The 12,166-nt window shown below is 59.8% G+C and carries 8 protein-coding genes; 2 read left to right on the plus strand and 6 right to left on the minus strand.

Translation table 11 applies throughout. The annotated features are described in order from the left end of the window. The first annotated feature begins 1 nt into the window (after position 1). The gene (locus tag PSPTO_RS15695) at positions 2-1,579 is read left to right on the plus strand and encodes an ABC transporter ATP-binding protein (protein WP_011104339.1); all 1,578 of its coding nucleotides are present in this window, start codon (positions 2-4) and stop codon (positions 1,577-1,579) included. A 178-nt stretch (positions 1,580-1,757) separates the two neighbouring features. On the opposite strand, the gene PSPTO_RS15700 is transcribed toward PSPTO_RS15695, so the two are convergent. Continuing rightward, positions 1,758-2,927, minus strand: coding sequence for a PilT/PilU family type 4a pilus ATPase (locus PSPTO_RS15700; protein WP_044389985.1), 1,170 nt, complete (start codon positions 2,925-2,927; stop codon positions 1,758-1,760). A 154-nt stretch (positions 2,928-3,081) separates the two neighbouring features. On the opposite strand from PSPTO_RS15700, the gene PSPTO_RS15705 reads away from it, so the two are divergent. After that, entirely contained in the window at positions 3,082-3,357 is a 276-nt protein-coding gene (locus PSPTO_RS15705; RefSeq protein ID WP_003373489.1) for a peptidylprolyl isomerase, read from the plus strand. 75 nt (positions 3,358-3,432) lie between these two features. Here PSPTO_RS15705 and pgm read toward each other — a convergent pair whose 3' ends face one another. The 5 genes from pgm to PSPTO_RS15730 all read right to left on the minus strand — a co-directional run bounded on the left by pgm (position 3,433) and on the right by PSPTO_RS15730 (position 12,124). Further along, positions 3,433-5,079 carry a phosphoglucomutase (alpha-D-glucose-1,6-bisphosphate-dependent) gene (gene pgm, locus PSPTO_RS15710; protein WP_011104341.1) on the minus strand — a complete coding sequence of 549 codons (1,647 nt, stop codon included), beginning with the start codon at positions 5,077-5,079 and terminating at the stop codon, positions 3,433-3,435. Positions 5,080-5,179: 100 nt separating this feature from the next. Then, the gene (locus PSPTO_RS15715; protein WP_193383848.1) at positions 5,180-7,507 is read right to left on the minus strand and encodes an ATP-dependent DNA helicase; all 2,328 of its coding nucleotides are present in this window, start codon (positions 7,505-7,507) and stop codon (positions 5,180-5,182) included. 105 nt (positions 7,508-7,612) lie between these two features. Next, positions 7,613-9,019 carry a PLP-dependent aminotransferase family protein gene (locus tag PSPTO_RS15720; protein ID WP_011104343.1) on the minus strand — a complete coding sequence of 469 codons (1,407 nt, stop codon included), beginning with the start codon at positions 9,017-9,019 and terminating at the stop codon, positions 7,613-7,615. Between the two features lie 2 nt (positions 9,020-9,021). Then, positions 9,022-10,524, minus strand: a complete 1,503-nt coding sequence (locus PSPTO_RS15725; RefSeq protein WP_005764454.1) for a hypothetical protein — start codon at positions 10,522-10,524, stop codon at positions 9,022-9,024. Positions 10,525-11,101: 577 nt separating this feature from the next. Beyond that, a complete protein-coding gene (locus tag PSPTO_RS15730; RefSeq protein WP_011104344.1) occupies positions 11,102-12,124 on the minus strand; it encodes a zinc-dependent alcohol dehydrogenase family protein in 1,023 nt (340 codons plus the stop codon). Between the last annotated feature and the right edge of the window lie 42 nt (positions 12,125-12,166).

Genomic DNA, 12,166 nt, shown 5'->3' on the forward strand with positions numbered 1-12,166 from the left:
CATGGCGGAAAACCTGATCGAAATTCGCGACCTGAGCGTCGCTTTCAACGGGCAGCAAGTGGTCAGCCACCTGAGCCTGGATGTTCGGCGTGGCGAGTGTCTGGCGCTGGTTGGCGAATCCGGCTCCGGCAAGTCCGTCACGGCGCACTCGATCCTGCAACTGCTGCCCCGCAGTGGCACTGCGACTACCGGCAGCATCACTTACCGTGGTCAACAGCTGGTGGGCGCTGACGAGCGCACCTTGCGCGAGCTGCGGGGCAACCGCATCGCGATGATCTTTCAGGAACCGATGACGTCGCTGAACCCGTTGCACAGCGTGTCCCGACAGATCGGCGAGACATTGCTGCTGCATCGCGGCATCAGTGGCCGTGAGGCGCAGAAGCGCATCATCGAGCTGCTGGAACTGGTCGGGATTCAACAACCGGAGAAACGCCTCAAAGCCTATCCGCATGAGCTGTCCGGCGGACAACGTCAGCGGGTGATGATTGCCATGGCTCTGGCCTGTGAGCCGGAACTGTTGATAGCCGACGAGCCGACCACCGCGCTGGACGTCACCGTGCAGCGCAAGATTCTCCTGCTGCTCAAAGAGCTGCAGCAGCGCCTGAACATGTCGCTGCTGCTGATCAGTCACGACCTGAATCTGGTGCACAGCGTGGCACAGCGGGTGTGCGTGATGCGCGCAGGCGAGATTGTCGAGCAGGCCGACTGCAAGTCGCTGTTCAAGTCACCCCAACATCCCTACAGCCGCCTGCTGCTGGATGCTGAACCTGCGGGCGAACCGCTGCCACGCGATACGCGGGAAACGGTGCTGCAGGTCGATAACCTGAAAGTCTGGTTCTCCCTGACCGGTGGCGTTCTGCGGCGGCACAAGGAATACCTGAAGGCGGTCGATGACATCAGCCTGAGCATTCAGCGCGGCAAGACGCTGGGCATCGTCGGCGAGTCGGGTTCCGGCAAGTCGACACTGGGTCAGGCAATCCTGCGTCTGCTGGAGTCGCAAGGCAGCATCCGCTTTCGGGGCCAGGCACTGGACGGCCTCAGCCAGAAGCAGATGCGGCCGTGGCGCAAAGAGATGCAAGTGGTCTTTCAGGACCCTTACGGCAGTTTGAGCCCGCGCATGTCAGTGGCACAGATCATTAGTGAAGGGCTGGAGGTACACAGCCAGTTCAACCCCACACAATGCGATGCCGAGGTGATTCGGGCGCTGGAAGAGGTCGGCATCGACCCGCAGTGCCGCCATCGCTACCCGCACGAGTTCTCCGGCGGCCAACGCCAGCGCATCGCCATTGCCCGGGCGCTGGTGTTGAAACCGGCGCTTATTCTGCTCGACGAGCCCACGTCTGCGCTGGACCGCACGGTGCAGAAACAGGTGGTTGCCCTGCTGCGCGACCTCCAGCAGAAGCACGGGCTGACGTACCTGTTCATCAGCCACGACCTGGCAGTCGTCCAGGCCCTGGCCCACGACGTCATCGTGGTCAAGGACGGCAAAGTGGTCGAACGCGGCGCCAGCCACGACGTTTTCGAATCGCCGCAGCACCCGTACACACAGGAATTGCTGGCGGCTGCGCACCCCGAATGATCAGTCCCACAGCGAGGCTTATGCCCTGAGGGCTTGGGACCGGGCGACGCTTCGCTTGTCCGCGATGGGCTGCGAAGCGGTCCTGAAACCGGCCACCCTGGTTGTATCTGGTGCACCGAGGCAGCTGGTTTTGCTGCCGGTTCCCGGCAGTTCGCGGACGAGCGCAGCGTTACCCGATTTACGCCTGCGGCCCCGGCTCGTCATCGTCGACCAGGCCCCACTCGGCGGTGCTGGCTGTGCTGCTGCCGGTCGGTGCCGGGGGCGGCGTGGTCAGGTTAGCCACTCCGTTCTCGCTGTGCAGCTTGAGGCGCAGACGAACGTTGTTTTGCGAATCGGCATTTTTCAACGCTTCTTCCTCGCTGATCGCGCCATCGACGGCCAGGTTGAACAGCGCGGTATCGAACGTCTGCATCCCGAGGCTGCCGGACTTTTCCATGATGCCCTTGAGTTCAGTCAGCTCATTACGCTGGATCAGGTCGCGGATGGTCGGCGTGCCCATCATCACTTCCACCGCCGCGCGCCGTTTTCCATCAGGCGTCTTTACCAGCCGCTGAGACACGAACGCCTTGAGGTTGTTGCCCAGGTCGTGCAACAGCTGCGCACGCCGCTCTTCCGGGAAAAAGTTGATGATTCGGTCCAGCGCCTGGTTGGCGTTATTGGCGTGCAGGGTCGAAATCGCCAAGTGGCCGGTGTCGGCAAATGCCAGCGCGTGCTCCATCGTTTCGCGATCGCGGATCTCGCCGATCAGAATCACATCCGGGGCCTGACGCAGAGTGTTTTTCAGTGCCGCGCGAAAGCTGCGGGTGTCGACGCCGACCTCACGCTGATTGACGATGGATTTCTTGTGCCGATGGATAAATTCGACCGGGTCCTCAATGGTGATGATGTGCCCGCTGGCATTGCGGTTACGGTAATCAATCAGCGCCGCCAGCGAGGTCGATTTACCCGAGCCGGTGGCGCCGACAAACAGCACCAGACCGTGTTTTTCCATGATCACGTCAAGCAACACCGGCGGCAGGAAAAGGTCCTCAAAGCGCGGAATGTCCAGCTTGATGTTACGCGCGACAATAGACACTTCGTTGCGCTGCATGAAGATATTGATCCGGAACCGGCCGATGCCCGCCAATGACACCGCGAGGTTCATCTCCAGTTCCCGGACAAACTCGAGCTTCTGCTCCTCGTCCATCAGCCCCTGGGCAACCACCGCCACTTCGCCAGGTTTGAGGGTTTCGCTGCTCAGCGGCTTGAGCACGCCGTTGAACTTGGCACACGGCGGTGCTCCGGTAGAAAGATAAAGGTCAGATCCGTCCTGACTGGCCAGAATCTTCAACAACGCCGGAAAATCCATAATCAATACCGTACAAAATGAAGTGAAAAACGATGGGCCTTAGTGGAGGCACGCGTGCAGCAGGACAACGCTGTCAGCCGTTTGTGACCTGTGCGGGCGTCGGCAGACAAGGACAGGCATAATGGCAGCCTTTTGCGACAGGTGATATTGCGACATGAAAGCCCAAGCCCGCCATATTCTGGTGAAGACCGCCGAAGAGGCCGAACAGCTCAAGCAGCGCATCGCCAAGGGTGAGGCATTCGACGTGCTGGCTAAAAAACATTCTAGCTGCCCGTCGGGCAAACGTGGCGGTGATCTGGGCGAAGTGCGGCCCGGCCAGATGGTCGGCGCTATCGATCAGGTGATCTTCAAAAAGCCGCTACGCGTGGTGCACGGCCCGATCAAAAGCAAATTCGGCTACCACCTGGTGCAGGTCTTCTACCGCGACTGACCCCCACGTCAGAAGCTGAAAAACCCCGAACCGTTTGCGGTTCGAGGTTTTTCGGGCATTGAATGAAACAGTCATTTACTTCGGCGAAATCGCCCCGTCCACCAATACCTGAGCCTCTGCCACCAGGCGCTTGAGGTGATCTTCGCTGACAAAGCTTTCGGCGTAGATCTTGTAGATGTCCTCAGTGCCCGACGGGCGCGCTGCAAACCAGCCGTTTTCGGTCATGACTTTCACGCCGCCGAACGCCTGGTCATTGCCCGGCGCATTGCTGAGCACCTGCTGGATCGGCTCGCCGGCCAATTCGGTGGACGTGACCTGCTCTGGCGACAGCTTGCTCAGCAGCGCCTTCTGCTGCGGGTTGGCCTTGGCATCGACGCGGGTCGAGAACGGCTCGCCAAGCTCATCGATCATGGTCTTGTAGATCTGGCTCGGGTCGCGACCGGTGCGTGCGGTCATTTCTGCCGCCAGCAATGCCGGAATCAGGCCGTCCTTGTCGGTGGTCCACACCGAACCATCGCGACGCAGGAACGAAGCACCGGCACTTTCTTCACCGCCGAAGCCCAGCGAACCCTCGAACAGCCCCTGAGCGAAGTACTTGAAGCCGACCGGTACTTCGTACAGGCGTCGGCCCAGACGTGCGGCCACACGGTCAATCATGCCGCTGCTGACCACGGTCTTGCCGACCGCGGCATCAGCGCGCCAGTCAGGGCGGTTCTGAAACAGATAGTCGATGGACACGGCGAGGTAGCTGTTGGGCGTCATCAAACCGCCGGTCGGGGTGACGATACCGTGACGGTCGTGGTCCGGGTCACAGGCAAACGCCACCTGATAACGATCCTTGAGGCCGATCAGGCTCTGCATCGCGTGGCTGGAGGAAGGATCCATACGGATCTGGCCGTCCCAGTCAACGGTCATGAAACGGAACGTGGGGTCGACAAATTTGTTGACCACATCCAGATTCAGGCCGTAATGCTCGCCGATCGCCGACCAGTAATTGACCCCTGCCCCGCCCAGCGGATCGACACCCAGACGCAAACCTGAATCGCGGATGGCGTCCAGATCGATGACGTTCTTCAGGTCAGCGACGTAGCTATTGACGTAGTCATGGCGGTGCGTGGTGTCGGCACGCAAGGCTTTTTCATGGCTGATGCGCGAAACGCCGACGACCTTATCGGCCAGCAGTTCGTTGGCCTTGTTCTCGATCCACTTGGTGATATCGCTGTCGGCCGGGCCGCCGTTGGGCGGGTTGTACTTGAAGCCACCGCTTTGCGGCGGGTTGTGCGACGGGGTAATGACGATGCCGTCAGCCAGCCCGGACGTGCGGCCACGGTTGTAACAGATGATCGCGTGAGACACCGCAGGCGTTGGCGTGTACTCGTCACCTTCGGAGATCATCACCTGCACGCCATTGGCAGCCAGCACTTCAAGCGCGGTGGCAGCGGCTGGCGTGGACAGCGCATGGGTGTCAGCACCCAGAAACAACGGGCCGTCGATGCCGTTGGCCTTGCGGTACAGACAGATGGCCTGGCTGATAGCCAGCACGTGCCATTCGTTGAAGCCCAGCTCGAACGAGGTGCCGCGATGCCCGGAAGTGCCGAAGGCAACGCGCTGGGTCGGCACTGATGCATCAGGCTGGCCGGTGTAATAAGCGGTGACCAGTCTCGGAATATCTACCAGTAACTGCGCAGGTGCCAGCTTGCCGGCGAAAGGACTGAGACTCATACAACCTCCATGAATACTGAAAAAAGGCTGCCACGGCTAAAACCATGATCAGCGCGGCAGTTTACTGGCAGTTCGACAGCGTTGCTCGGGTATCGATCCCTCAGCCGTCAACGGTTTCAGGCCGCCACCACGCGGGGAACAGTTGCGCCACCTTGCGTTCGGCAAAACGGTCATCGATCAGCATCACCACGCCGCTGTCACTCTGGCTGCGAATCACCCGCCCCGCCGCCTGCACGACCTTCTGCACACCGGGGTAAAGGTAGGTGTAATCGTAGCCCGCGCCGAACAGCGCAGCCATGCGTTGCTTGAACTGCTCATTGACCGGGTTGAGCTGCGGCAGCCCCAGGGTGGCAATGAATGCGCCGATCAGACGAGCCCCCGGCAAGTCGATGCCTTCGCCAAAAGCACCGCCCAGCACCGCAAAGCCGATGCCCTGGCTGCTCAGGGTGAAACGTTCGAGAAACGCATGGCGCTCACCTTCGGCCATGCCTCGCGCCTGCTGCCAGAGGGTAATATGCGGATGCGTGCGTGCCATCAGTTCGGCCACCTGTAACAGGTAATCAAAGCTGCTGAAGAACGCCAGATAGTTGCCCGGCCGGGCTGCGAACTGCGTAGCCATCAGTTCGACAATCGGCGCCAGAGACGCCTGCCGATGAGTAAAACGGGTAGAAATGCGGCTGACGATGCGCACGTCCAGTTGATCGTGATGGAACGGCGACTCGACGTCGATCCAGGCCGTATTGGCCGGTAGCCCGAGCCAGTCCGTGTAGTAATGCCGTGGGTTGAGTGTCGCGGAAAACAGCACGGTGCTGCGTGCAGCGCTCAGGCGCGGGCGAATGAAGCGTGCCGGCACCACGTTGCGCAGGCTCAGGCGCGACAGGACGCGCTTGCCACCGGCATCGCGCCGAGTGATATCGAAAATGAAGTGTTCGTCGAACAGCTCGGCAATGCGCGCAAAGCCGATGGCTTCCAGATAAAACCCCTGCAACGTGCCATCTACCGCCTGCGGGTGCTCGTTGAAATGGTCACCGATGGTCGAGATGCACAGGTTGAGACTGTTGAGGAATTTGTCCGGTCCCGCTGGGTAAGCATGATAGGCGCCGGCCTGCACCTTGTGCAGTGCATTCCATTGCCGATCCACGCGCTGCAGGGCTTTTTTCACCGGGTCGGGCGCGTTCTGAATCAACGCTTTCAGTTGACTCTGATCGAGGCTTGCGCTGTACATCTGCCGCGCCCGCTCGACCATGTTGTGCGCTTCATCGACCAGTACCGCCACCCGCCATTGATTGAGCTGGCCAAGGCCAAACAACAGCGCGCTCAAGTCGAAGTAATAGTTGTAGTCGGCGATGACCACATCGGCCCAGCGCGCCAGCTCCTGGCTCAGGTAATACGGACAGACTTGATGCAGCAAGGCGGCCTCGCGCACGCCAGCCTGATTCAGCCAGGGCGACTCCAGTGCCGCCGAGCGTGCGGCAGGCAGACGGTCGTAAAAGCCACGGGCCAGCGGGCAGGAATCTGCGTTGCAGGCTTTGTCCGGATGCTCGCAGGCCTTGTCCCGCGCCACCAACTCCAGCACCCGCAGCCTGAGTTCAGGCGCACTGTGCCTGATGACTTCCAGCGCATCCAGCGCCAGCCGCCGCCCCGGCGTCTTGGCGGTCAGGAAGAAAATCTTGTCGAGCTTCTGGACAGGCGCCGCCTTGAGCAACGGAAACAGCGTGCCCACGGTCTTGCCGATGCCGGTCGGTGCCTGGGCCATCAGGCAACAGCCCGTGCTCACCGCCTTGTACACCGACTCGGCAAGCGCTCGCTGGCCGGTACGAAACGAGGCATGGGGGAATTTCAGGCTGCCCAGCGTCTGGTGCAACACCTGAGTGTGCGCCAGCTCCTGCCGCGCCCAGCTGAGGAATATCGTGCACTGCTGCTCGAAAAACCGTCGCAGGGTCGCAGCGCTGAACGGCTCACGAATCAGGGTTTCCTGCTCGCTGACAATGTTGAAATACACCAGCGCCAGCGTCACTTCTTCAAGTTGCAGACGCTGGCAGAGCAGCCAGCCGTACACCTTCACCTGCGCCCAATGCAACTGACGGTGGTTGGCGGGCATGGCGTCCAGCTCGCCGCGATAGGTTTTCACTTCTTCCAACTGGTTGCGGCCTGCGTCGTAGCCGTCTGCCCTGCCCCTCACCGTCAGCTCATGGTAATCGCCGCTCAGCGCCAGCTCGGCCTGATAATCGGCACCACGACGCGACGCGACTGTGCGATGCCCGGCAATCCCTTCCTGCGCCGTTGGCGATGGCGTGAAACGCAGATCGAGATCACCCACCTTGGCCGTGAACTCGCACAAAGCGCGCACTGCCACTGCATAACGTGCAGGCGGATCGCTGAGCATTGCTGGCGCTGGATCGGGATGGACGGGGGCAATTGGGGTCACTGCGCTGGAGGGCCGTTGGTTGTGGATACTGGACGGGCGTACAGTTAACAGCCTTGGATCACGTCTGGCAAACACAAATGGATCGACGGCCCACCCTGCCAGCGCTCAAGGCTGACGTGCCAGGTGTAATGCCTGCGCCAGTGCGCTAAACAGTTCGCCCGGATCGCGACTCCAGTCAATCGCGTAGCTGATCCATAGATGTTGCCCATAGAGGCTCTCCAGGCTGAACAGCTCACCGGGCGTGATGACAATGCGTTTGGCCAGCAGCCTGTTGAAGACCTGCCGCATGTCCACCGGATACACGCTTCGGGCCCAGATCCCGCAGCCACCCTCGGGCACCTCGTAACGCAGCAATCCGTCCGTGTGTTCATTGAGGTGCTGCATCATCAATTGCAGGTGTCCAGCCAGCGCCTCTCGTAACTGAGCCAAGTGCTTGTCCAAACGGCCGCTGCTGCACAAGCGGGCGATGGCTCGCTGACGAGTGGGCGGCAGTTCAAAGGCGCGCAGCAGGAAATACGCCTGCCACCGCGCGTCGAGGTTCTTGCACAGCAGATAACCGTAAGGGGCTTCAGGCCCAAGGCATTTTTCGAACGTACCGATGATGATCAGACGCTGCGGGTCAATCAAGTGACGCAGGCAGGTTTGATCGGCGGCAAACTGCAAGGCCCCGTGGCTGTCGTTTTCCAGCACCCAGACCTGATGTCGGTCAAGCACTTTGGCCACTGCCCGGCTATTGCACAACGGTCGCACACTGCCTCGCACTGAGTTGAACATTGAAGGCAATACAACAAGGCCGACGTTATTTTCCAGCAACAGCCGTTCAAGTTGTATTGGATCAAGGCTGCCGGTCTCGTCCAGTGGTAATTCGATGACCCGGATATCGAATGACCGCAGCAACCTCAGCAAGCCCCAGGCGCAAGGCGACTCGACCAGTACCGCACCGCCGCGCAACCCCAGGGTTTCGATAACGGCCTTGAATGCGCCATGTACGTCAGGGGCGACATGAACATTGTCGGCGTGCCAACAATGCTCGGCACCGCGGGTGTAACGGGCTGCCAGCGCGATGCGCAATTGCAGTTCGCCGAAAGGCTGGAAATCAGCTTGCCGAGGGCGCGGATAATTCCGAACCAGTTCGTGTTCCATCGCCAGCAGCGGACTTTCCTGCGCCTGCAACAGCGTCGGCGCATCGCTGCTCAACAACGACATGCCAGAACGTCGAGCGTAGTAATGGTGCATCTGTAAAAGATCGCCGTCGCTGTCAAAGCGTGCCCGCACTTCAATAGCTGCGCTGCGCGGTGCCGAGTAATAACCCGACTTGGCAACGGAATAAATGCGCCCCTCTTTTTCCAGCAGCGAATAGGCACTTTGTACCGTGGATATCGATACACGCAGGCGCTGGGCGAGATGACGCAGCGACGGCATCTTGAGCGCCGACTCGCCCTGCCCCTGATCAACCAACTGCACAAGGTAGCGATAGACCGCCTGATAGGCGAAATCGGCGTTGTTTTTCATGTTCAGCGCCCGGAGAGCACGTGCGCCACCGCCTGACCGGTCATCGGATCTACGCTCATGACCCGGCGTTTGTCAGGGTCCGCGGCGCGAATTCTGGCGATGATTGAGTGCTCGTCGTCGAAATCCACACGTTGCTTGCGGTAGAGGTTCTGCAGTTCCCTGAGGCTCAAGCCACTGATTTCCACCAGCCACTGCACGACCTGATCAGGCGCCGTCGAGCCTGACAGCACCTTGTGCAGATCCGGCAGCGCTACCAGCATGCCGGAATGACAGCGGCGCAGAAAATCTTCCAGGCCGTCGCCCTGGTTCACGAAAGGTGAGAACAGCAGGCAGACCAACTGTGTTTCATTCAGGCCAAAACCGTCCTGAGCGAAGCTTGCGGCCAGTTCGCGACGCGTATCGATACGCGCCCGACCGGCATAGGCGCCGAGTGCCTGGTCAATCAGCCGCGGCGGCATCTGCTTTCTGCGCATCAGTGACGTGGCCAGTTCCAGGTACTCGGCTATTCCGTCAGCATAACTGCGCCCTTGCAGATACTCCGCGGTCAGGCCGCGCATATGGGCCATCAGCACCGGGTTGGCGCAATCGGACTCGCTGAAGCTGAACGCCAGATCGTCGAAGCGAAAATCCAGAAACTCGGTGAGCAGGTTCCAGTGCTCGTCCGCCGTGCAACTAATGAGGTCGGCAATGCTGATAAAAGCGGGCGCGGTGGCTTTGTCAGGGCAAGTAATGGGTCGCATGACACGTGGGACGTCATCGCCCTCCCCATACAGTTCGTTGTAGTAGGCCTGGCCGATCGTGTCGATCACCTTGAGCACCCCGTTCAGGGTCTGGTTGCCCCAGCGACCCGAGTGCTGCCCGGTACGCTGGGCCAGACGCATGATCCAGGTGATGTACTGTCTCTGCTCCTTTCTCGAGTCGCCGCTGACCACTGCATCGACACCGTTACCCCAACTCAGGGCCCGGCCGAGAAACTCCGCCAGCCCGAGGTAGCAGGTATTGCAAAATGTCGTGCGTGCGTCTCCAGCGGACAGATGGCCACCGAGCAGCACATCCAGGCGGTTCTGCTCACGGCCTGCGCTGGAAAAAGGCAGGTCCGGCTCGAAAGCCTGGGTGTACTGGTTGTCGATGACCAGCATTTCGACGCGAGGGTCGTCATACAGAAACAACGCTGAATAGGTGCGGTTGATGTTGCCCATCACCGCCGGCGTCATACCCGCGTGACGCCGATTGGCGACCCGCAAATTGAACGTGCCGGGCGATCGACAGGCAATGCTCAACTGCGCAGCCCTCAAAAACGCCAGCGTATAGGCACTGTCCTTGCCGCCGCCAAACGCCACCAGCACTTTGAAGCCGGATATTCGCTCGATCCCGCCAGCGGCGACAATCAACCGCTGAATCAGCAACTGCAATGCCGTGCGCTCTGCACGGCTGAAATACCCCAACAAACGCTGCAGCACTTGTTGGTAGACGTAATTCATTGCCTGTTCGTGAATAGAACTCATTGTAGGTCACCTGCCTGTTGAACAAGACACGGCAACGTACGGGCACAGCATCGAACATCAGCCTGACAATCAAATGTGTAGTCGAGCATGACTCATTCCCTGAGTAGTAATTACCGACGCATTATCAGTATCTGCAAAACAATTACAATAGACAGTTTGCTTTTGAAAACTGCGTATTCCGCCAGAAAACTAAACTTAATTTAAACGTACCGTTTAATCATGCCTTTATCCCTATCAAGGCAGTAGCGTTTCTCGACGCATTCACTTCCAGACTTGCAGACAGGCCAATAAAGGTTCTCCAGCGCCCCACCTTATTCGCACCCCATCGCGTTTTCGTCATAACCCGTAGGAAACGCCAACTTTGCACTTGTATTACTGACAGAGCCGATAAACTTAAATAAACCGTAAGTCGCACATGAAAAACCCATACAACGGTGCGCACTTCTGAAATGTCGGCCCGTTATTTTCAGTCGTTTTGAAATAATCGATCAACAGCAGTTTTTGGCAGCGAAACGCAAAAAGCCTTCCGTAGGGAAGGCTTTCGAGACAGCAACCGCAGGTGTGAGAAAGCGCTGAATCAGACGGGCTCGATTTCCAGCACCGCACGCCCGCCGATCGGACAGACATCCATGTAACGGTGCGCCTGCACCACTTGATCGAACGGGAAGCTGCGCGTCTGCAACGGCTTCAGGATATTGTCGGCGGTCATCTGGTTGATATCCCGCAACGCACGCTGCAACGCCTGCTGATCCTGAGTGATGCCCAATTCCGGCTTGCCGGTGAAGTTGCCCAGGCAGTGCACGTAAAACTGGATGTTCTTCTGGAAGGCTGCGCAAGCCGGGAACGGCGTCTGATTGCCGCCTTGCAGGCCATACAGCACCAGACTGCCGCGTGGCGCGAGCACATCACCCATAATCGACATCTGCGGGCCACCGAGGCCATCGAAAACCGCATCGACGCCGCGATTGTCGGTGTACTTGTTGATTGCCATCAGCAAGTCCTGCTCTTCGGTGACTACCACCTTGTCGGCACCCAGCAAAAGCAGGTACTCACGCGCATCTTCGGTCTTGGTCGCGGCGATGACACGAACACCCAGCGCCTTGCCCAACTGCACGAACGCAGGACCGGAACAATGGCTGGCGTCGGTGACCAACACCGTCTGGCCAGCCTTGATGCGCGCCAGATCGACGTAGGCAAAGTACGCCACCAGATACGGCGTGTAATGCACACTGGCTTCGACAGGCGTCAGCACATCCGGGTAGCGGGTCAGCGCCAGGCGCGGCATGACGATGCATTCGCCATAAACCGGATGCTGATTGGCATCGGCCGCAGGGAAGCTGGCGACCTTGTCACCCACCTGCAGATCATCGACCCCGTCGCCCAGCGCAGTGACCACGCCAGCCATCTCGTAACCCAGCCCGGCAGGCAGCCGCGCCTGGGTAGAGGCGAGGTTTTGCCGCCATAGAACGTCGTACCAGCTGACACCGATAGCCTGGACGCGAACCTGCACCTCGCCGGGTGCAGGCGACGCGACGGGCTGCTCTTCAAGCTTGAGCACCTCGGCCGGGCCGAACTGGTGAAAACGGATCGTGCGGGACATTTAGAACCTCGCCTGGTAAACCTTGATGCCACAAACTTTATC

The sequence above is a fragment of the Pseudomonas syringae pv. tomato str. DC3000 genome, from assembly GCF_000007805.1.
Taxonomy (GTDB): Bacteria; Pseudomonadota; Gammaproteobacteria; order Pseudomonadales; family Pseudomonadaceae; genus Aquipseudomonas; species Aquipseudomonas avellanae.